Below are 20,952 nucleotides of genomic sequence, written 5' to 3'. Positions count from 1 at the left end.
CTGGATAACCCACCTGCGCACGCAACCAGTCGATCAGTTTGACCTCAATGATGGTGGCAGAAGGGCTCTGATCCCAGGAGTCCATACTCTGGTTAGTGGCGTTGATCAGCACTTCTGCCGCCTGGCTAACGACCAGGCTAGGGCAGTGCAGGTGCGCCACACATTGTGGATGGTGCACTGACAGGCTGTCTTTCAGGAAATACTCAATCGCGCGTTCAATCGCGGCCTGGTTACCCAGTCCGTTTGGATTGAAGTCGAGCGTGATACGCTCGCGCAGTTCGGCAACCGTTTTGCCTTGATACATCTCAGGCTGTTGCAGCCACTGCACAACCGCGGCGCTGCTTTGGGCAATCGCCTGCTGGTACGCCTCAATGCTCTGTGCAGAGGCGGCCAGAATCGGGTTTACTTCAGACATGTACTCTTCCAATCAAACAGGTTTGACGCCAGCGCCAATCAGCGCCTGCTCAAATTTATCCAGGAAAATCGCCAGCTCTTCGTTGGTGATCAGCAGTGACGGCAGCAGACGCAGTACCGCACCGTGACGACCGCCACGCTCCAGAATCAGACCTGCTTCGAAACATTTCTTCTGCAGCAAGGCAGAAAGCTCGCCATCTGCTGGCAGGCTGCCCATATGATCAGCCACTTCGTTTGGTTTCACGATCTCGATACCGATCATCATACCCAAGCCGCGAATGTGGCCAATCACCGGGAAGCGTTTCTGCATCTCAGCCAACTGCGCCTTCAGCCATTCGCCTTGCTCAGCCACTTTACCGGCGATGTTCTGCTCGGTCAGGACTTTCAGCGTTGCCAGACCGGTAGCCATAGCCAGCTGGTTGCCGCGGAAGGTGCCGGTGTGGTGGCCAGGTGACCAGGCATCGAACTGCTTTTTGATACCCAGAACTGCCAGTGGCAGACCGCCGCCCACAGCTTTTGACATCACGATGATGTCTGGCTCAATGCCAGCGTGTTCGAAGGCGAAGAATTTACCGGTACGGGCAAAGCCAGCCTGAACTTCGTCCAGGATCAGCAGAATGCCATGTTCCTGAGTCACTTTACGGATGCGCTGCAGCCACTCGACCGGAGCCGGGTTCACGCCGCCTTCACCCTGAACCGCTTCCAGGATAACAGCAGCAGGCTTGCGTACGCCGCTTTCAACGTCGTTGATCAGGTTTTCGAAGTAGTAGGTCAGCGCTTTAACGCCAGCTTCACCACCAAGGCCCAGCGGGCAACGATACAGATGCGGGTAAGGCATGAACTGCACTTCTGGCATCATGCCGTTAACTGCTTCTTTCGGCGAGAGGTTGCCGGTGACAGCCAATGCACCATGAGTCATACCATGGTAACCGCCAGAGAAGCTGATCACGCCGCTACGGCCGGTGACTTTTTTCGCCAGCTTCAGCGCGGCTTCAACCGCATCCGCACCGGAAGGACCGGTGAACTGCAGGCAATACTCTTTACCCTGACCAGGCAGCAGCGAGAGCAGTGACTCAGAGAATTGATCTTTCAGAGGTGTCGTCAGATCAAGAGTATGTAACGGCAAGCCGCTGGTAATGACATTTTGGATGCTCTGCAGAACATCAGGATGGTTGTGACCAAGTGCCAGCGTCCCTGCGCCAGCCAGACAGTCAAGATATTGTTTATTCTCAACATCTGTGATCCACACGCCATTGGCTTTAGCGATCGCTAAAGGCAACTTGCGCGGGTAACTCCTGACGTTAGATTCAAACTCAGCCTGACGGGCCAAGAAAGCGTCGTTGTTTCCGTTGAATGCGTTGGCACCAAAATTATCAATACGGACTTTATCCGTCATCATATCTCTCCTTCAACCGGGGCTCACACAGGCTGGCCGGTCGACTAGTTGAACAAAAAAGTATCAGTGGTTGAAAAAACGCGGCCAATATAGAGCCTTTTGACGTACATCACAATGATTAATTTTGTTTAGAATTGTTTATTCTTTTCATATAGGAATCAGGGCGTTGGCCACTAATTGGGCGGCTATTTTAGCGCCAGCCTATGAATGGGTTGTTAAATAATCGTGTTAATAAAAAGACTTATAGCCGCTAAGGCGATCCAGGGGCCAAATGCAAGGGGCTGATGGAGGTCACGATGCACACACATTTTGCCGATAAAAATCGCTAAAATTGCCCCGCTACAGGCCAGTAAAAGCATCAACGGTAACAGCGTCCAACCTAGCCATGCGCCTAAAGCCGCCACAAGTTTTGTGTCGCCCATTCCCAGAGCGGGAATACCTTTTATCCATTGATAGGTTGTCGCCATGCACCACAGTGCGCCATAACCCAAAATGGCACCAAAAACGCCGTCGGATAGCGAACCGGGGATCCATTCCACAGCTTTTAATAATAGCCCAAGCCACAGCAAAGGCTGGGTGATCACATCTGGCAACAAAAGATGATCAATGTCGATCAGGGAGAGGGTCAACAGTAGCCAAAACAGCATGAGCGTAGCGGCCAAAGGTCGATCGACGGGAAGCAGAACAAACATCGTCAGGCAAAAGAGTGCGCTGGCGATTTCGACGCCTGGATAACGCGCGCTGATTGCGCATTGACAGAAACGACAGCGACCCCGCAGCAACAGCCAACTCACCACCGGTAAGATGTCACGCCAGCCCAGAACCTGTTTACAGACGACACAGTGCGAACGTGGACGCCACACACTGATGCTGTGCTCTGGGTTGACTATCTGTGTCGGGAGACGATACACCACGACGTTAATAAAACTGCCCACGCTCAGAGCCACCACGATAGCAATCAGCCATAACATCCAATCCATTGAACACGCCCTTTATTCCCGATTTATCCGCTCAAACCTACGCCGGGCTGGGCGAGTGCGCGAGCAGCATAGACGTGTTTCAAGCACTTTCATTCGGATTTTCGAGCCTGTTCCCGTCATCAGCTGTACATATTGAAGCGAGTAATGATGTTGATGCGAGAATAGGGCGCGACATGTTCGCGCTGCGGTAAAAAGCCGTGATACTCCAGCAGTGCGCGAAATGCGTGCTGCGCATCGAGTTGCAGGTTGTGGTCGATCAACGCATCGATCCTACCAGCCTGCATCAACGCCCGATTTTCACGGTCAAGATCGTGTCCTATGAAGGTCTCGATCTTAATATTGTGCTCGTCGAAAGCCCGTAAAATCCCGGCATTTCCCCCACCCACGGTGTATACCGCGTTGATCTCGGGATGCTGTGTCAAAAAGTCACTAACACAGCTGTACATCTGTTGGTCGATGCCAAAACCTCCAGCAACCACCGCGACTTGATGTTGCGGAGCGAACTGCGCCATCCCCGTGACAAATCCATCAATTCGTTCCTGTTCGCCAATAAACGCCTCGCTGCCGGTAATCGCGGCAATGTACGCCATATCCGCCCTAAGCCATTTAGACATGAGAAAGGCCGCTGCCTTTCCCGCACTGGCATTGTCCATGCCGATATAGCGCAGGCGATTGCTGGTGGGCATATCGGTGACAACGGTCACCACTGGAATACGTTGTTTACTGAGTTGCTCCAGGGTGGGCAACAATCGCTCATCATGGGTGGCTTTAAGGATGATGCCGTGGCTGTTTAAGGCGCATTTTTTCAGTAGCGCATCCACTTCCTCAACCGTCATGGTTTCCTGACAATGGAAGCGTAATTGCAGACGAAAGGCACCAAAACTCGAAATTTGGCTGCTAAAGGCTTCACGCACCAACTCACTGAAACGATTAGGGGTATGCATGATGATATCGAAATAGAGTGTCCGTCCCTGGGCGAGGCCGGTTTTGCGCAGCAGGTCGAGATCGGCGATAGCTTGTTGTATGCGATGTTCGGTTTGCGGGTGGACTTTCCCCCGTTTATGCAAAGCACGATCGATCGTGGCGAGACTTAAACCCGACTGTGCGGCGATCTGCTTTAAGGTAAATTTTGCCATAAGTTTGGTGAGGTTTTTATGAGGTGTTTTTGATGTTTTGTTAACGTAATGTAGCTGCTAATTTGTCGGGTAACAACGCACTGCAGTGCATTTCTGCGAGTGTACATAACGATAGAACTTACCCTGCAAACCGATATGAAAATGAGGTCATCATGACATCACATTATTTTGTAAATGAAGATCAGGCTAATCTGGATGACTTACGCACATTCTGTGCACAAAAGGTGGATGGCGCCGATTATCCATTGGCCACGGAGATCGTTTCAGAAGTACTGATTTATGATCGGGACGTGTTGGACGATGCAGCGCTCACGGACAAAAAAGCGGTGCTGAGTGAGTTACACAAAGCACTCTCCTATGGCCCCGGCGTACTAGTGGTGCGTGGATTGTATGCGGATACGCACTGTGTGGATCGTGCCTCTCAAGCGTTTGAAGCGATCATGCATGAAGAAGCGAAGTCCAAGGTCCAGGCCGATCACTTCTCTAAAGCGGGTAACAATGGCCGTATCTGGAATGCGCTGCAAAAGTTAGCTGAAGTTAATCCGCAGGTCTTTATCGACTATTACGCCAATCCGACGTTAGGGCTGATTTGCCAGGCATGGCTCGGTCCGGCGTGGAGTATGACCTCACAGGTAAACCAGGTACGACCGGGTGGTGAAGCGCAGCAGGCGCATCGCGATTATCATCTTGGTTTCCAGCAAAGCGCCTTCGCGGCAGAATTTCCCATCCCCGTGCAGATTTTGTCTCAATATCTGACGCTTCAAGGTGCGGTGGCGCACAGTGATATGCCGCTGGCCTCAGGCCCGACCAGACTGCTGCCGTGGTCACATCAGTATGAGATGGGCTATATCGCCTATCGTCGTCCGGAGTTCGCGCAATACTTTGCTGATAATTTTGTGCAATTGCCATTGCAGAAGGGCGATGGGCTGTTCTTCAATCCCGCACTGTTCCATGCAGCGGGTAACAACACCACACAGGATCATATCCGCACGGCCAATCTGTTGCAGGTCTCCTCGGCCTTTGGCGTGCCCATGGAGGAAGTCAACCATGAGCAAATCCTTAAGTGGGTTTACCCGATATTAAGCCGCAGTGCGTTGAGTGAAGTGGAGCTGGAGGCGGCCATTGCGGTGGCCGCGCGTGGCTATTCATTCCCGACAAATCTGGATACGGACCCACCGGTGGGGGGATTGGTGCCCAAAACGCAGCAGCAGTTGGTTAAAGAGGCATTACGGAGTAATTGGAGCGAAGCAGAATTTAATTCAGCGCTGGATGCGCACACCGAGCGGCGCAAAGCCTGAATCAACAAACAGCAGTCAGTGGCTTATGACTGCTGTTTAAACATTTGAATGGCTTCCTGCACATTGCTGGTTGCCAGTGACATAACGCGGTCATTATTGAGAAACACATCATAATGGCCCGCGTTATAGCGGAATACATACAGGTCACCGCGAAAGCGTAAACCCTTGGTCTTGACCCCAATATGATGGCGGCGCAGTGCAGCCTGTGAAAGTCTGTCCGCTCCCGTATTCATCGCGATACCCTCCGTTCGTCAATGCGTCAATATCCCGACATAGAGTATGGTTTGAATATTAGCTTAACCTTAAGAACCGTGCAGGTTAAGCACTAACAGTTTGTTTCCTTGTCATTTTTCCGTCATCAATCTCTCCGCACACCACCCGTTTAACAAAGCAGCAAACGCAACGTTGCAGGCAACTGGTCATCTTGATGAAACTTTGGTGACGGCTAAATAGCGCAATGAAACAACGATGGAAAATCTTCTACCAATCTTCAACATTTAAGAAAAAAGCCAACTTGCGCATTAGCCATTTAATGTTGAGTTAAGTTTTCCGCCGTATTTTGTTCTACGAGCAATAAGACAGGTGTGCTTAAGTTTTTTGCGATAGATTAAAAATTAACACTTCGTGCTACCGGAATGTATCCGCTTAATCTACGGTTAAACAGCAAGTTACTGAATGTTTTTAAGGAACTAGATAACTGCACACTGCAACTGGTCCTATTGCAGGCAACTTTAGGCGTCAAACGTTAAGGTAAACTTATGACTTTTCTTCCATTCTCGCGCCCCGCTTTGGGCGAGGAAGAGTTATCGGCTGTAAAAGAGGTATTTGAGTCAGGTTGGATCACCACTGGCCCCAAAAATGCGGCGCTGGAACAAGCCTTTTGCCAGTTAACCGGCAATCAACATGCGATTGCTGTCAGTTCTGCCACGGCAGGCATGCACGTCACGCTTCTGGCGTTGAATATTCAGCCGGGTGATGAAGTGATCACACCTTCGCTGACGTGGGTCTCCACCATCAATATCATCACGTTGTTGGGTGCCACGCCGGTGATGATCGATATCGATCGCGATACGTTGATGGTCACGCCAGAACAGATTGAAGCAGCCATTACGCCGCGTACTCGCGCCATAATTCCGGTGCATTACGCCGGTGCGCCCGCCGACATTGACGCGATTCGCGCCTTGGGCGAGCGACACGGTATTGCCGTAATAGAAGACGCAGCACACGCAGCGGGTTGTTATTACAAAGGGCAGCATGTCGGAAACCAAGGCACCGCCATTTTTCCTTCCATGCCATCAAGAACATGACCTGCGCCGAAGGCGGCCTCATCGTCACCGATGATGCTGAGCTGGCTGACCGCATGCGCAGTCTTAAATTCCACGGTTTAGGCGTTGATGCCTACGACCGCCATACCCACGGCCGTAAGCCCCAGGCAGAAGTGATTATGCCGGGCTTTAAATACAATCTGCCTGATATCAGTGCGGCGATTGCGCTGGTGCAACTCAACAAGCTGGCGGAGATTAATGCACGCCGTGCTGAGATTGCGCAGCGTTATCTGACCGAGTTAGCGGATATGCCGTTCCTGCCTCTGGCGCAGCCCGCCTGGCCGCATCAACATGCGTGGCATCTGTTCATCATTCGTGTTGATGAAGCCGAATGCGGGATGAGTCGTGATGCGTTAATGGAAACGCTGAAAGCGCAGGATATTGGCACTGGCTTGCACTTCCGTGCTGCCCATACCCATAAATATTACCGCGAACGTTACCCGCAACTTTCCCTGCCGAATACGGAATGGAATAGCGATCGAATTTGTTCAATACCGTTGTTTCCTGACATGCGTGACGAAGACGTCACACGCGTCATTACCGCACTGCGTCAGATCGCTGGAGTTTGATTGAGATGTTGGAAGAACAAGCCATTCGTAAAGTGTCCGTGGTGATCCCGGTCTTCAACGAAGAGGAGAGCCTGCCGGAACTGGTGCGTCGCACCGATGCGGCCTGTGCAGTACTGAATCTGGAATACGAAATTTTGCTGGTGGATGACGGCAGCAGTGACCGCTCAGGCGAGATGATTGCCGATGCGGCGGATATGCCCGGCAGCCACGTGGTAGGCGTTTTGTTGAACCGTAACTATGGTCAGCACTCGGCGATCATGGCCGGATTTAACCATGTCTCAGGTGATTTGATTATCACCCTGGATGCTGATTTGCAGAATCCACCGGAAGAGATCCCGAATCTGGTAAGAGCCGCCCAACAGGGTTATGACGTGGTCGGCACGGTCCGTCAGAACCGTCAGGATAGCTGGTTCCGTCGTCGCGCCTCACGCACCATCAACCAACTTATTCAGAAAGTGACGGGCAAGGCAATGGGGGATTACGGTTGCATGTTACGTGCTTACCGTCGTCACATTGTTGATGCGATGCTCAACTGCCATGAGCGCAGCACCTTTATTCCCATTCTCGCCAATACCTTTGCCCGGCGCACTATCGAATTACCGGTGGCGCATGCGGAGCGTGAATTTGGTGATTCGAAATACAGCTTTATGAAGCTGATTAACCTGATGTATGACCTGGTGACCTGCCTGACCACTACGCCGCTGCGCCTGCTGAGCATTGTCGGCAGCCTGATTGCGTTAGCCGGTTTTGCCTTCTCACTGGTGTTGATTGTGTTGCGTCTGTTCCTCGGTGCAGATTGGGCCGGAGATGGCGTGTTCATGCTGTTTGCGGTGCTGTTTATCTTCGTCGGCGCGCAATTCATCGGAATGGGCTTACTCGGCGAATATATCGGCCGAATTTATAACGATGTACGCGCCCGTCCGCGCTATTTCATACAACGTGTTATTAACTCGCAGAAAGATGCCTCATCTGTACAGGAAATTGAGCAATGAAAACTATCGTCTTCGCCTATCACGATATGGGCTGTGCAGGCATTACTGCGCTGTTGAACGCAGGTTTTGAAATCAGCGCGATCTTCACCCATGCGGACTCCGCAGGGGAAAATAATTTCTTTGGTTCAGTGGCGCGTCTGGCGGCTGAGCAGGGCATTCCGGTTTATGCACCGGAAGACGCAAACCATCCGCTGTGGGTTGATCGTATTAAAACCATGGCCCCGGATTACATCTTCTCGTTCTACTACCGTAACCTGCTAAATGACAGCATCCTCAGCAGCGCGCGTCTTGGCGCCTTTAACCTGCATGGTTCACTGCTGCCAAAATACCGTGGTCGCGCACCGCTCAACTGGGCGCTGGTAAACGGTGAGAAAGAAACCGGCGTGACGTTGCATCGCATGGTAAAACGTGCGGATGCGGGTGATATCGTGGCGCAACAGCGTGTTGCGATTGAAGAGCAAGACAATGCCCTGACGCTGCATCGCAAACTGGTGACCTGCGCGTCACAAGTGCTGGAACAGGCGCTGCCCGCGATGAAGCGCGGTGAGATCGCCGCAACTCCTCAGGATCACAGTCAGGCGACTGTCGTCGGACGTCGCACGCCGGAAGATGGTCGCATTAAGTGGGAGCAACCCGCGCAAACCATCAATAACCTGGTGCGTGCGGTGACCGACCCATGGCCGGGCGCGTTTGCATTTGCTGGTACGGTCAAATTCGTGGTGTGGAAAGGGCGCGTTCATGCTGATGCGCCTGCAGCGAAACCGGGTACGGTGCTCTCCGTTGAACCTTTCCTGATTGCCTGCGGTGAAGGCGCACTGGAAGTGGTGACCGGTCAAAGTGAAAACGGTGTGTACATGAACGGTACACAACTGGCACAAAGCCTGGGAATGGTGCCGGGTGCGCTGCTCTATTCGCAGCCGGTTGCTGCGGTCAAGCGTCGTACTCGTGTGCTGATCCTTGGCGTTAACGGTTTCATCGGTAACCATTTGACCGAGCGTCTGTTGCAGGATGACAACTTCGAAGTTTACGGCCTGGATATTGGTTCTGATGCCATCAGTCGTTTCCTCGATCAACCGCGCTTCCACTTTGTTGAAGGTGATATCAGCATTCACTCAGAATGGATTGAGTATCACATCAAGAAATGTGATGTGGTATTGCCGCTGGTGGCGATTGCCACACCCATCGAGTACACCCGTAATCCACTGCGCGTATTCGAACTCGACTTTGAAGAGAACCTGAAAATCATTCGTGACTGCGTGAAATACAAAAAGCGCATCATCTTCCCGTCTACGTCGGAAGTGTACGGCATGTGCACCGATAAACATTTCGACGAAGATCACTCCAATCTGGTGGTGGGACCGATCAACAAGCAACGTTGGATCTATTCCGTCTCCAAACAGCTGCTGGACCGCGTGATCTGGGCTTACGGTGAAAAAGAGGGGCTGCGCTTCACCTTGTTCCGTCCGTTTAACTGGATGGGACCGCGTCTGGATAACCTGAATGCAGCCCGTATCGGCAGCTCGCGCGCCATCACCCAGCTGATTCTTAATCTGGTGGAAGGTTCGCCGATCAAACTGATCGACGGTGGCGCGCAGAAACGCTGCTTTACCGATATCCGTGACGGTATTGAAGCCTTGTTCCGCATCATTGAGAACAAAGGCAATAACTGTGATGGTCAGATCGTGAACATCGGTAACCCGGATAACGAAGCCAGCATTAAAGAGCTGGCAGAACGCCTGTTGGCCAGCTTTGAACGTCATCCTCTGCGCGATCGCTTCCCGCCGTTTGCCGGCTTCCGTGAAGTGGAGAGCAGCAGCTATTACGGCAAAGGTTATCAGGACGTAGAACACCGTAAGCCAGCCATCAAAAATGCGCGTCGTCTGCTGGACTGGACGCCAACCGTTGAGATGGATACCACCATTGATAATACGCTGGACTTCTTCCTGCGCACCGTTGAGCTGCAGGATAAGCCATGAAGAAAATTGGTTTGCGCGTAGATGTTGATACCTGGCGTGGAACCAAACTCGGCGTCCCGGCATTGTTGGAACAGTTCAGCCTGCACCAGTTGCAGGCCAGTTTCTTCTTCAGCGTAGGGCCGGACAACATGGGGCGCCACTTGTGGCGCCTGATGAAGCCGCGCTTCTTATGGAAAATGCTGCGCTCGCGCGCAGCTTCCCTCTACGGCTGGGATATTTTACTCGCGGGTACTGCATGGCCAGGGCGTGAAATTGGTCGCGGGTTGGAAGAGATCATCAGCGCCACGGCGGACCACCATGAAGTCGGGCTGCATGCGTGGGACCACTTTGCCTGGCAAACCTGGGCAGGCGTATGGCCAGAAGAGAAGTTGCTGGAGCAGATCGCCCGCGGCAAAAAGGCGTTGGAATCGATTGTCGGTGACAATGTCACTTGCTCGGCCGTGGCGGGATGGCGTGCCGATGGCCGCGTGGTGGCGGCCAAGCAACGATTTGGTTTCAGCTACAACAGCGACTGCCGCGGTACGGGGCCGTTTCTACCGCGTCTGCGGGATGGCAGCCTGGGCACAGTGCAAATCCCGGTGACACTGCCAACCTGGGACGAAGTGGTCGGTCAATCTGTGAGTGCGGCAGGCTTTAATGACTTCATCCTCGAACAGATGTTAGCTGCTGAAGGTGCGCCGGTTTACACCATTCACGCTGAAGTGGAAGGCATTGTCGGCTCACAAGCTTTTGGCGAATTGCTGACGCGCGCGAAGCAGCATGGCATTCACTTTTGTCCGCTCAGTGAACTATTACCTGAAGATCTCAGCACGCTACCACAAGGCAATCTGGTGCGTGGGCATATCCCCGGACGAGAAGGCTGGCTGGGCTGCCAGGCCTGAGTGTTAACAGGAAACTAAACAGGAACCACGGATGCGTACAGGTACCAAAACGGCGCTGCTGTTAGCGCTTTTCGCACTCTACTACCTCATCCCCATTGAATTCCGCGCCTTATGGCAGCCGGATGAAACCCGCTATGCCGAGATAAGCCGTGAAATGCTGGTGAATGGCAATTGGGTGGTGCCGCACTTCTTTGATTTACGCTATTTCGAGAAGCCGATCGCTGGATATTGGGTCAATAATATTGGCCAACTGCTGTTTGGTCATAGCAACTTCGGCGTGCGCGCGGGTTCTATTTTCTGCACTTCGATCAGTGCGCTGTTGATTTACTGGCTGGGCAACCAGATGTTTGCCAGCCGTAAGATCGCCCTGACGGCCAGCGTGATCTTTATGACTTCGCTGCTGGTGTATGGGATCGGGACTTACGCGGTGCTCGATCCCATCCTGCTGTTGTGGCTGGTGGCGGCGATGTGCAGTTACTGGCTGGCTGCTCAGGCCACCAATACTCAACAGCGTTTACTCGGTTATGTCTTGCTCGGCGCGGCTTGCGCCATGGGCTTTATGACCAAAGGCTTCCTGGCATTGGCGGTACCGGTTCTGGCTATTTTGCCGTGGGCCATCTGGCAAGGTCGCTTTGGTGAACTGTTGCGTTGGGGTCCATTAACTATTGTGGTGGCTGCACTGCTGAGTGCGCCATGGGCGCTGGCGATTAATCGTCAGGAAGGGGATTTCTGGCATTACTTCTTCTGGGTAGAACATATCCAACGCTTTGCGGAGAAAGATGCCCAGCACAAAGCGCCATTCTGGTACTACTTGCCGGTGCTGCTGGCGGGTTGCTTACCCTGGCTGGCACTGTTGCCGGGTTCCTTAGTGGGCGCGTGGCGTCAGCGCAGTCAGCATGCGGGGGCTGTCTATTTGCTGAGTTGGGTGTTGCTGCCGCTGCTTTTCTTCAGTATCGCCAAAGGAAAATTGCCGACCTACATTCTGCCTTGCTTTGCACCGCTGGCACTGCTGATGGCGCACTATGCGCACAGCGGATCAGCGAAGCTTGCCAGGGTGTTCAAAGTGAATGGTTGGATCAACCTACTGTTTGGTGTCGTCACGACCATTGTAGTGCTGGGGGTCATTGCACCATGGGGGCTGTCGCATCGTCCGGTTTATAGCAGTGATGAAACCGTTCGTGTTATCTGTGGTGCATTAGCGTTTGCCGGCTGGGGTGTGATGGGCTGGCTGAGTCTGAAGCCTGGCCACTGTCGCTGGCAGTTGGCTGCGCTCTGTCCGTTGATGTTGGCACTGCTGGTGGGATTTGCCATTCCACAAAAGGTGCGTGATTCTAAACAGCCACAGAACTTTGTCAGTGCCGTGCATAATCAACTGGTCGATAGTCGTTACGTGTTGGCCGACAATCCGGGCATCGCCGCTGCCGTGGCGTGGGAAGTAAAACGCAGTGATATCACCTTCTATGACGCAAAAGGGGAATTGCAATATGGCCTTAGCTATCCCGATGCGCAAACGCGTTATGTTGATGGTCCAGCTTTTGCGGACTGGCTGCGCGAACATCGTCGCCAGGGGAAAGTGTCACTGGTGATGATGTTGAACTCAGGCGAGAAGGAGCCGGATCCCTCATTGCCGACTCCAGACGATGTCTATCGCCAGGGGCGTCTGGTCTATTACGGTTACGACGCGAAACCATGAGTTTGCTGCTCATTCTTCTGGTGAGTCTGTTGAGCTGCGCTGCCCAGCTGTGTCAAAAGCAGGCGGCGTACCTCGGCACCCGACAGGGCAAGAAAAAGCTGATCATGTGGATTGCGCTGAGCATTTTTTTGCTCGGTGTAGCGATGCTGCTGTGGCTGATCGTGTTGCGCGTGGTGCCCGTGAGTGTGGCCTATCCGATGCTCAGCCTCAACTTCGTGCTGGTGGCGATTGCCGCACGGCTGATCTGGCGTGAAACCTACTCATTGCAGCAGTGGTTCGGCACCCTGGCGATTGTTGCAGGTGTCGCGCTGATGGGGAGTCATCTATGAAAGGGGTGATCCTCGCGCTGTGCAGCGTCTTACTGGTGTCTTGCGCACAGCTGGTGCTACGAGCGGCGATGCTGCATTTTCCACCTCTCGCTGAGCTGCTCAGCCCACAGATTTGGCAACATCTGCAGCCCTTGATGTTGCTGTGCCTGGGGCTGGGAGCCTATGCACTCTCTATGCTCTGTTGGATGTTAGCCTTACGCCATCTGCCGCTGAATCGGCTCTATCCGCTGTTGAGTCTGAGTTATGTGCTGGTGTGGCTGGCGGCTATTTCGCTCCCGGGGTTTAATGAGCCATTCCGCTGGAGCAGTTTTGCTGGCGTGGTGCTGATTGTTTTCGGGCTGTTGTGCGTCTCGTTACCGCGCAAGCGCTGAATACCAGCTACTCTTTCGCGTACAGGTAAACCGACGCGCGCGACACGCCCAACTGCTGCGCAATCAGGTCCATCGACTTTTTCATTTCCAACAAGCCGCTATCGCGCAACTCAGCCATCAGCTGTTTGCGCTCAGCGGCTTTCAGTGCGCGCGGTGTTGTGGCGAGTCGGGCAGCAAAATGATCAATCTTCGCTCTTAACGCCTGCGCACCGGCGGGTTCAATGGTCTCTTGCACCGCATTACTCGCCAGTTGTGTAAACTGCGCCAGCGCGCTTTGCATGCCGCGGAATAGCGTCATATCCACATTCATACAGAGTGCCGCAACATAATCCCCGTCTTCGTCTTTAATACCAATTGAGGTGCTTTTCACCGGACGACCATCGGCCAGTTGATTGGCATAGTTAGCCACGATAGCCGGAAACTCAGGTGAAGCGATGCGCGCCAGTCCCATCTCTGTGCTGGGTTCACCGACTTCTCGCCCGGAAAGGTTGTTATGAATAGCCAGAATTGCGTGCTCTGGATTTTGCAGATCGTGGACCACCACCTCACAAAAAGGGGCGAAAGTCGCGCTCAACCCCTCGGCGATGGTGTTGAGTTGTTCAAGCAGCAAGGCATTATTTCGAACGTTCATAAATCAGATTACAAATAGACTGGAAGAATTGTCTAATTTTATATATTTTGTCAATCCAATGCAAAACTTGCTGGTGCTGCCATAAGCGCTCTTATCTTACGAGGCAGGTGGTTGAACCAATGGGCTGCTGGGGGCTGGCGGCGGTGCGCGCGAATCCACAACGTTTTGTGGACAAGCGCCTCGGCATCATTATCAGTGGCGGTAACGTTGATCTCGACCGCTATGGCGAATTTCTGACAAGGAGCAAGGCGTGACAGGACTTCCTGAGTGGTTAGAACAGATTGAAACCCCATATTTACTCATCGACGAGACCCGCTTTCAGCGCAATGTGGATCGGCTTTATAGCCGCATTGCCCGGCTTGGCAGCGTGGTGCGTCCGCATCTTAAGACGTTACGTTCGGTAGAGGCTGCATCAAGGTTACTGGCGGATGCGGCACATCCGGCCACGGTGTCAACGCTGGCCGAAGCCGAAGGCTTTGCCGCGGCGGGTTATCATAATTTGCTGTATGCTGTGGGCATTGCACCTCACAAGCTGGCTCGTGTTGCCCGCCTGATCCAGCAAGGGGTGAATCTACACATTTTGCTCGATACGCCGCAGCAGGCACAGGCGGTAGTGGATTATGCCGCCGCGCATCATGTCACTTTCTCGGTGTTTATTGAGATCGACTGCGATGGTCACCGTGGCGGTCTTCCACCGGAAAGCGACAGGCTGGTGGCATTGGCACAGCAGTTAGAAGGCAAGGGCGCAACGGTAGCGGGATTGCTGGCACATGCCGGGGAATCCTACAGTTGCCGGAACCCGGAACAGATCCGCGCTGCCGCGCATGCGGAGTGTGACGCCATCCGTCTGGCGGGTAGCAGGGTGCGTGCAGCGGGCATTGCGTGCCCGATCCTCAGTGTCGGAGCAACGCCTACGGCGCATTATGCCGAGGATTTGGCAGGGATCAGCGAGGTGCGAGCAGGTGTGTTTACTGCCTTTGACCTGGTGATGCACAACGTCGGCGTTTGTCAGAAAGACGATATCGCGCTATCCGTGGTCAGTACCGTCATTGGGCATAACGTTGAGAAAAACTGGGTGTTTATCGATGCGGGCTGGATGGCGATGTCTCGCGATCGTGGCACCGCAACGGGCCCGGTGGATTACGGTTACGGATTGGTGTGTGATATGGCGGGCGCGCCGCTGGATGTGTGTCTCAGTATCACCAATCAGGAGCATGGCATCATTGTCTTACCCACGGACAACAACCTGACGCCTGACGATTTCCCGATTGGATCGCGGGTACGCATTCTGCCGAATCACGCTTGCGCCACCGCCGCTATGCACCTGCAGTATCAGGTGTTACAGGCAGACAGTACAAAGCCAGCCGTTTGGACACGTATCACCGGTTGGTGACGTGACAACGTCACTTCGTCTGGCGTAAGTGCCGCAGATTAAGGTCAGCCAGCGAGGGCGCGCCCAGCATTCCTAAATCGCGGCTGACCTCATTGATAATCAAATCCAGTGCCCATGAGACACCCGCTGACCCACCCACCGCACAGGCATAGTTGAAAGGGCGTCCTACAAAGCAAGATTTTGCCCCCAGCGCCAGCGCTTTGATAACGTCGGTGCCACGACGAATCCCGCTATCGAACATCACCGTCATGTTTCCGGCTGCCTCGACAATCTCCGGCAAAACATAAATCGGCGGGATCACGGTGTCCAGTTGGCGACCACCGTGGTTCGACACCACAATGCCGTCTATACCGATAGTTTTGCAGCGCACCGCATCGTTACGGCTGAGGATGCCTTTAATCACCATCGTGCCGGGCCAGCGTTGACGAATATGTTCAATGTGCTGCCAGGTGAGATGACTGCGGCCACTAAAATCGCGTACGGCATTTTTCGAAAACAGCGGTGCGCCACGTACCGCATTGTTATTTTCGAAGTAAGGCATGCCGCTGGTCAGTAAGGTTTTTATCAAGGTGCCGGTGAGCCAGCGAGGATGTGTCAATCCTTGCCAGGCTAATGCCAGACTGGGGCGAAACGGCGTAGCAAAACCGGCGCGCACATTGTTTTCGCGGTTGGCTTTGACGGGGGTATCCACCGTGACCACCAAAACGGGGATCGCGGCACGTTGTACCCGATCTATCAAGGCATCAATTTCTGCCAGCGTTTTCGGCAGGTAAGCCTGAAACCACATGTTGGGATTCGCGGTCGCCACGTCTTCCAGGCGGATCAGCGACGATCCGCTCATGATAAAGGGCACGTTTTTCTCTGCTGCTGCACGCGCTAGCGCGATATCACCCTGAAACCCGGTAATCGCAGAGATACCCATCGGTGCGATGCCCACTGGTGCAGCGTAGTGATGACCGAACAACTCGACCTCGGTGTTGCGGTGTGAAACATCCACCATATTTTCTGGGATCAGGCTGTAGCGCGCGTAGGATCGCAGCGTATGCTGGAGCGCCAGGTTGTCCTCGACCCCACCCGACACGTAGGCATAAAGCGGGTGCGGCAGCCGCTTAACGGCGTATTTTTCGAAGTCATTCAGGGAAAGACAACGCTCAAACTGTTTGCGCATGGGTAACCAATCCGGTGGGGCGAGGTAACATGATGAAAACGAATGCTATTTCACCGGGTGATTTTAGCAAATGCTGAAACTGGCAAAGCTATTCTGATTAATGCATAACCAGGCAGAGCGGCACGGGGCCGCTCTTATTCACAGATTAATGCTGCTGCCAGGGATGATATTCTCCGTTGCGGCGTCCAGGCGCGGTTTCCGGCAGACGCAGCAGGCCAATGACCGAAATCACGCCCAGCACCGCCACATACAGGGCCAGCCCATACCAATGGCCGTCTGTCATTTGCAGAATTTTAACCGCCACTAAGCCGAGCACGCCGCTGCCGATCAGGGAACCGATCTGCCAAATCACCGCAATGCCGCTACAGCGGATGTGGGTCGGGAACAGTTCAGGGAACCAGGAAGCTTGAGGGGCATAACACATGCTGTGTCCCAGTGTCAGGGCAACAATCATCGCGATTTGTGTGAGCCAGTAGCTGTTTTGCGACAGGGCATAGAAGAACGCACAATCGAGATAACAATCAGCAGCGCACCCATCATATACACCGGTTTACGGCCGATTTTATCCGATAGCGCCCCCATCAACGGGATGGCGAAGACTTCGAGAATCACCGCCACAATCATGCTGTTCATCAGAATGCCGGAATCGAGATTATTCGATTTGCCCCACGCCAAAATAATTACGGTAAACAGCGCAAAGGCACAGGCTTCGATCAGCTTAGCCGCCACGCCATTCACCACTAATTTGGGATTACCGCGCAGCACCTCTTTTAAGGGACGTGACTCCGCTGCTTTGGTTTCGCGGATGGCGGCAAACACCGGCGATTCATCAATACGAAGTCGAATAAACAGGCCGACAATCACTAACAATGCACTTAACAGGAACGGCACGCGCCAGCCCCAGTCCATCATCTGTTCAGCAGACAGCGTCGCATTGAGAATGGCGAACAGGGCCAGCGGCAGTAAGAAACCCACTGGCGCGCCGATTTGCACCCAACTCAATGAGGTGTGATTTTTTTCGGTAGCCTGAGTGTGGGTAAGGGTGGAAGATGCCATAACAACAATCCTGCTTGGTTTTATAATGTTAGACTACCATACAAGAAGGTTTGGTCATTTGTTGCGCGGATGATCACAGTTTTAGTCGGCTGATTTATCACATCTTCGAGCTCACTTCTCACCTAATGAGTGCCTCAAATAAACCCGCTTTGTGATGAATTATATTTAGCTCGTTTATCGCTGCATTTATTCTACTTTATTGTTTAAATAAAATATTACTTGGATCTGTTTTAATTTTTTCCCCTCTCTCTTAATTCATGAGTCATATAAATGTTATCAATATTTATTCCTTGGTTGATATAATAATGAGTGGTTGTCAATAAATTTGCATCGCGTTGATTCATAATGGAAATATACTGAAAATTCGAACGTTGTTAACTGTTGAAAGTAAACGGCTAATTCCTAATTTGGCTTAACTTTCATCCATCACCTTAACTCCAGCTAGACGTTTTCTTTACAAAGTGATGAGATAACCCTACACAGCAGGTTATCTATTCCGGCTTCACCTCATTCTTTTATTCAAACGTCATGCATGGCGCTGCGTTGCCGTGCGCAAAATATTATTTTCTCTCTGGAGGAAAGGATGTTGTTCAAACTAAAACCGCTCGCGTTAAGTTTACTGGCTGCGCAAGGCATCATCATTCCTGTGGTACAGACCACTGCCGCAGTCATTCAGCCTTTTGACCCGGCGAAGAATGACAATAAAGTGGGGGTCTTTTGTGTCTGCAATGGCAGCACGCAATCACTCACGGGATTACCGCAGTTTGCGCCGGGCAAAAGTGGTGAAGTACAGGTTACGATTGGTGAAATACAGGATCAGGGCAGGCTGGTCTCGGACAATAACGTACTTGGTCAACCTCGCCTGAGTCTGGGGGCGCAGGATTACACGATATCGGTGCCCAACGAAGACCATCGCTCTTACAGCGACTATCAAACCTACAACAGCGCCGCATTGAGCAGCCTGGCACCTGTAGACAGCAGTACGGTGGTAACCGATTTCGAAGAGGTAAAAAATCAGCAGTACATTGATACTCGCGTTGCATCGGTGAGTAACGGCACCATCAATGTGCAATTGGGTACGGATGGTGCCAGCACCGTCACAAATGGTTGGGAGATGGCAGCGAAACAGAGCCGCTTATTCACCGCCAGCAACAAAGGCAATATGAATTGGGATGGCGATAATCGCATCACGTTTACCGCCACACAGATTCCGGCGGTGTCACGCTGGGGCCTGAACGTTAATAATCTTGTGAGCTATAACGGCGCATTCAGCGTAACCACCCTCTACGGCGACACCACCAACTTCAATGTCACTTCTTTACCGGATCTGCAAAGTTACAATGACTGGCTAATTGAGCAACTGCAAAACGGGCAGATCAGCAGCGCCGACTACAATACCGAATTTAATAAAGCCGTCACCTTGAGTAGTCGGTTGGTGGTATGGGGCGTGAATACCCCTGATGAAGATGAAGCCTTCCTGCCAATTGGCGAACGTATCGTACTCAGCGCCGACGGGGCTAATGCACATGCCTCTGTTGCCACCGGCAAAACCCTGGAGGTGGCGAATGCCAATGGCGGCGCGATGCGTGCGGATAACGGTGCCACCGCGACCATCAATGGCAAGTTAGCCAGTAGCGGCAGTGGGCTTACCGATGACGATGCGCTGGTGCTGACCAACGGCAGCAGCGGCATTAACAATGGCGTCATCAATAGCGGGTTCTTCAATAACGCGGATGGCAGCGGGATCGACAGCAGCACGCTGGGTCCCAATGGCCTGGCGGTCAATGCCAGCAACAGTCACTTTATCAACAACGGCATCATTAACAGTGCTGGCTCCGCCGTCAGCCTGGTAAGCAGCAGCGGGGTGAACAACGGTACGATTAACCTGGTCGGAGGCAACGACAGCGGTACGGCCGTGGCACTCAGCGGCGAGACCAGTACCTTCACCAACAATGGCACGATTTATCTCGGGCGCACGCCGCAAAATCAGCCTGGCGATGCCACCACCGACACGCCATTGAGCAGTGCGATCGGCATCCTGCAATATGGCAACTCCAGCGTCATTAATAACGGGCACATCGTCGTTGGATCTAAAGTGCAAAGTGGTGCTGCGATCAGCGTGAATGGTGCAGATGATGCGGTGACCCGCAACAATGGTGTAATTGATGTTAACGGTCGCGGTACAGGGCTGGAAGTCATTGATGCAGGCCGAGGCGGGCAAGTCGATAACGCAGGAGTGATCAACCTCAACGGTGATAATGGCACGGGCCTGATGGTCACCGCCAACGACGGCAATCAGGCTTATGCCTGGTCAACCGGACCCGTGAATATCTCGGGTAACGCAAATGCCGCCGGAGGCACGCGTAACAACGCGGTGTGGGTTAAAGGAAGCGGCAGTGGCACGGCTTCTGCCGATATCAGCGGCCCTATCGCCCTAAATGGCGCGGGTGCCATCGGTATTCGTGCAGAAGGCAATGCCAGCGTGCACGTCGCACAAAGTGCCATCCCAACCGGCAACAGCAGCCCCGATCAAATCACTTTTCTCACTATCGGTCCTGACGCCCATATCGCGTTGCCTGCTAGCGGCAGCTATGGCGTGACGGGGGCGAACTCCACCGTTTTCCGCGTGCAGGATGGGGCAAGCTTTGATGGCAGCGGCATGATGCTAAGCTCCAACGGTGACTTCTCAACTGCGGTCATTGGCAGCGGTGACAACACCCAGGTCACCACCGGCAATGCGATCTTTAATCTCGGCGATAACGGCATCGGTTTGCGCATTGAAGGCGCCGCGCAGGGAACGATTGATGCCGCCACCACCCTCAATATGAACGGTGTACACAGTATTGCGGCGCAAGTGCAGGGAAATCGTACCGATCTCACCGGCAATATCACCAACTCCACCTCTCTGCCGTACACCAACACGCTATTAACTAACAATGCCAACCTCAACGGCACTCAGGATCAGCAGATTGGTTTTATCGCCAGCAGTCAGGGGCAGTTGATCAACAACGGCGCGATTACCCTGAGTGGCAACAATGCCACCGGCATAATGTCGTTGGGTGCCACGGCCACCAACAACGGTACGGTCTCGATCAGCAACGGCAGCACCGGGATATACGCGGAAGGGTATAGTTATTCGGTTGCCGCACGTGCCACCAACGATGGCACCATCAACGTCACCGCAGGTAATGCCAGTGCTGCGCAGCCTTCAGTGGGTGGCGTGGCGTTTGGCGATCTCGGTTTCTTCTACCAAAACGGCACCATCAATCTTTACGGCGATCATGCCGTGGGCGCGCAGGCGGGCAATGGCGGCACGGTGGTAATTGGCGCGGGTAGCAACATTG

General features: G+C 53.3%; 15 protein-coding genes and 4 pseudogenes. 11 read left to right on the top strand and 8 right to left on the bottom strand.

The window, feature by feature from the left end:
- The 4 genes and pseudogenes from PSSD_RS22000 to PSSD_RS21985 form a co-directional block, all read right to left on the bottom strand.
- A pseudogene (locus PSSD_RS22000) lies at positions 1–415 on the bottom strand (pyridoxal-dependent decarboxylase); the annotation flags it as partial.
- 12 nt (positions 416–427) lie between these two features.
- Positions 428–1,810 carry a diaminobutyrate--2-oxoglutarate transaminase gene (locus tag PSSD_RS21995; protein WP_058973686.1) on the bottom strand — a complete coding sequence of 461 codons (1,383 nt, stop codon included), beginning with the start codon at positions 1,808–1,810 and terminating at the stop codon, positions 428–430.
- A gap of 215 nt (positions 1,811–2,025) precedes the next feature.
- The gene (locus PSSD_RS21990; protein WP_235589269.1) at positions 2,026–2,781 is read right to left on the bottom strand and encodes a prepilin peptidase; all 756 of its coding nucleotides are present in this window, start codon (positions 2,779–2,781) and stop codon (positions 2,026–2,028) included.
- Positions 2,782–2,909: 128 nt separating this feature from the next.
- Positions 2,910–3,926 carry a substrate-binding domain-containing protein gene (locus PSSD_RS21985; protein WP_058973684.1) on the bottom strand — a complete coding sequence of 339 codons (1,017 nt, stop codon included), beginning with the start codon at positions 3,924–3,926 and terminating at the stop codon, positions 2,910–2,912.
- A gap of 152 nt (positions 3,927–4,078) precedes the next feature.
- Between PSSD_RS21985 and PSSD_RS21980 the strand changes: the two genes are divergently transcribed.
- The gene (locus tag PSSD_RS21980) at positions 4,079–5,224 is read left to right on the top strand and encodes a phytanoyl-CoA dioxygenase family protein (protein WP_058973683.1); all 1,146 of its coding nucleotides are present in this window, start codon (positions 4,079–4,081) and stop codon (positions 5,222–5,224) included.
- A 23-nt stretch (positions 5,225–5,247) separates the two neighbouring features.
- Here the strand turns inward: PSSD_RS21980 and PSSD_RS21975 are convergent, their stop codons facing one another.
- Positions 5,248–5,457, bottom strand: coding sequence for a hypothetical protein (locus tag PSSD_RS21975; protein WP_039332917.1), 210 nt, complete (start codon positions 5,455–5,457; stop codon positions 5,248–5,250).
- Between the two features lie 525 nt (positions 5,458–5,982).
- Between PSSD_RS21975 and arnB the strand changes: the two are divergent.
- The 7 genes and pseudogenes from arnB to arnF all read left to right on the top strand — a co-directional run bounded on the left by arnB (position 5,983) and on the right by arnF (position 13,360).
- A pseudogene (arnB, locus tag PSSD_RS21970) lies at positions 5,983–7,118 on the top strand (UDP-4-amino-4-deoxy-L-arabinose aminotransferase).
- 5 nt (positions 7,119–7,123) lie between these two features.
- The gene (arnC, locus tag PSSD_RS21965) at positions 7,124–8,110 is read left to right on the top strand and encodes an undecaprenyl-phosphate 4-deoxy-4-formamido-L-arabinose transferase (protein ID WP_058973682.1); all 987 of its coding nucleotides are present in this window, start codon (positions 7,124–7,126) and stop codon (positions 8,108–8,110) included.
- Positions 8,107–10,086 (top strand): bifunctional UDP-4-amino-4-deoxy-L-arabinose formyltransferase/UDP-glucuronic acid oxidase ArnA, encoded by a 1,980-nt coding sequence (gene arnA / locus PSSD_RS21960; protein ID WP_058973681.1) that lies wholly within the window; start codon positions 8,107–8,109, stop codon positions 10,084–10,086. Before arnC ends, arnA begins: the two co-directional genes overlap by 4 nt.
- Positions 10,083–10,967, top strand: coding sequence for a 4-deoxy-4-formamido-L-arabinose-phosphoundecaprenol deformylase (gene arnD / locus PSSD_RS21955; protein ID WP_058973680.1), 885 nt, complete (start codon positions 10,083–10,085; stop codon positions 10,965–10,967). The genes arnA and arnD overlap by 4 nt, the downstream gene beginning before the upstream one ends.
- Positions 10,968–10,998: 31 nt before the next feature.
- A complete protein-coding gene (gene arnT / locus PSSD_RS21950) occupies positions 10,999–12,660 on the top strand; it encodes a lipid IV(A) 4-amino-4-deoxy-L-arabinosyltransferase (protein ID WP_058973679.1) in 1,662 nt (553 codons plus the stop codon).
- Complete coding sequence (arnE, locus tag PSSD_RS21945) at positions 12,657–12,989, top strand: 4-amino-4-deoxy-L-arabinose-phosphoundecaprenol flippase subunit ArnE (protein WP_039332932.1); 333 nt, start codon at positions 12,657–12,659, stop codon at positions 12,987–12,989. Before arnT ends, arnE begins: the two co-directional genes overlap by 4 nt.
- Positions 12,986–13,360, top strand: coding sequence for a 4-amino-4-deoxy-L-arabinose-phosphoundecaprenol flippase subunit ArnF (gene arnF, locus PSSD_RS21940; RefSeq protein ID WP_058973678.1), 375 nt, complete (start codon positions 12,986–12,988; stop codon positions 13,358–13,360). Before arnE ends, arnF begins: the two co-directional genes overlap by 4 nt.
- Before the next feature lie 7 nt (positions 13,361–13,367).
- On the opposite strand, the gene PSSD_RS21935 is transcribed toward arnF, so the two are convergent.
- Positions 13,368–13,991 (bottom strand): helix-turn-helix transcriptional regulator, encoded by a 624-nt coding sequence (locus tag PSSD_RS21935; protein WP_039332938.1) that lies wholly within the window; start codon positions 13,989–13,991, stop codon positions 13,368–13,370.
- Between the two features lie 107 nt (positions 13,992–14,098).
- Here PSSD_RS21935 and PSSD_RS27820 point away from each other — a divergent pair.
- Both PSSD_RS27820 and PSSD_RS21930 read left to right on the top strand, forming a co-directional pair.
- Positions 14,099–14,245: pseudogene (locus PSSD_RS27820) on the top strand (serine dehydratase); the annotation flags it as partial.
- The gene (locus PSSD_RS21930; protein WP_058973677.1) at positions 14,242–15,384 is read left to right on the top strand and encodes a DSD1 family PLP-dependent enzyme; all 1,143 of its coding nucleotides are present in this window, start codon (positions 14,242–14,244) and stop codon (positions 15,382–15,384) included. The pseudogene PSSD_RS27820 and the gene PSSD_RS21930, both read left to right, overlap by 4 nt.
- Positions 15,385–15,394: 10 nt before the next feature.
- Here PSSD_RS21930 and PSSD_RS21925 read toward each other — a convergent pair whose 3' ends face one another.
- Together PSSD_RS21925 and PSSD_RS21920 are read right to left on the bottom strand one after the other, a co-directional pair.
- The gene (locus PSSD_RS21925; RefSeq protein ID WP_058973676.1) at positions 15,395–16,552 is read right to left on the bottom strand and encodes an alpha-hydroxy acid oxidase; all 1,158 of its coding nucleotides are present in this window, start codon (positions 16,550–16,552) and stop codon (positions 15,395–15,397) included.
- A gap of 145 nt (positions 16,553–16,697) precedes the next feature.
- Positions 16,698–17,551: pseudogene (locus PSSD_RS21920) on the bottom strand (MFS transporter); the annotation flags it as partial.
- Positions 17,552–18,191: 640 nt separating this feature from the next.
- Here PSSD_RS21920 and PSSD_RS21915 point away from each other — a divergent pair.
- Positions 18,192–20,952: beta strand repeat-containing protein (locus PSSD_RS21915; RefSeq protein ID WP_369404316.1), on the top strand; the 2,761-nt coding region annotated here is incomplete at its 3' end.

It is taken from the genome of Type-D symbiont of Plautia stali (genome assembly GCF_001485335.1).
Classification (GTDB): domain Bacteria; phylum Pseudomonadota; class Gammaproteobacteria; order Enterobacterales; family Enterobacteriaceae; genus Pantoea; species Pantoea vagans_C.
Note: the sequence above shows the minus strand (reverse complement) of the source record. Positions and strands in the feature narration are given on the sequence as shown.

Excerpts from the sequence above, each read along its gene's own strand:
- PSSD_RS21995 (WP_058973686.1), bottom strand. The coding sequence starts at position 1,810 with ATGACGGATAAAGTCCGTATTGATAATTTTGGTGCCAACGCATTCAAC.
- PSSD_RS21990 (WP_235589269.1), bottom strand. The coding sequence starts at position 2,781 with ATGTTATGGCTGATTGCTATCGTGGTGGCTCTGAGCGTGGGCAGTTTT.
- PSSD_RS21985 (WP_058973684.1), bottom strand. The coding sequence starts at position 3,926 with ATGGCAAAATTTACCTTAAAGCAGATCGCCGCACAGTCGGGTTTAAGT.
- PSSD_RS21980 (WP_058973683.1), top strand. The coding sequence starts at position 4,079 with ATGACATCACATTATTTTGTAAATGAAGATCAGGCTAATCTGGATGAC.
- PSSD_RS21975 (WP_039332917.1), bottom strand. The coding sequence starts at position 5,457 with ATGAATACGGGAGCGGACAGACTTTCACAGGCTGCACTGCGCCGCCAT.
- arnC (WP_058973682.1), top strand. The coding sequence starts at position 7,124 with ATGTTGGAAGAACAAGCCATTCGTAAAGTGTCCGTGGTGATCCCGGTC.
- arnA (WP_058973681.1), top strand. The coding sequence starts at position 8,107 with ATGAAAACTATCGTCTTCGCCTATCACGATATGGGCTGTGCAGGCATT.
- arnD (WP_058973680.1), top strand. The coding sequence starts at position 10,083 with ATGAAGAAAATTGGTTTGCGCGTAGATGTTGATACCTGGCGTGGAACC.
- arnT (WP_058973679.1), top strand. The coding sequence starts at position 10,999 with ATGCGTACAGGTACCAAAACGGCGCTGCTGTTAGCGCTTTTCGCACTC.
- arnE (WP_039332932.1), top strand. The coding sequence starts at position 12,657 with ATGAGTTTGCTGCTCATTCTTCTGGTGAGTCTGTTGAGCTGCGCTGCC.
- arnF (WP_058973678.1), top strand. The coding sequence starts at position 12,986 with ATGAAAGGGGTGATCCTCGCGCTGTGCAGCGTCTTACTGGTGTCTTGC.
- PSSD_RS21935 (WP_039332938.1), bottom strand. The coding sequence starts at position 13,991 with ATGAACGTTCGAAATAATGCCTTGCTGCTTGAACAACTCAACACCATC.
- PSSD_RS21925 (WP_058973676.1), bottom strand. The coding sequence starts at position 16,552 with ATGCGCAAACAGTTTGAGCGTTGTCTTTCCCTGAATGACTTCGAAAAA.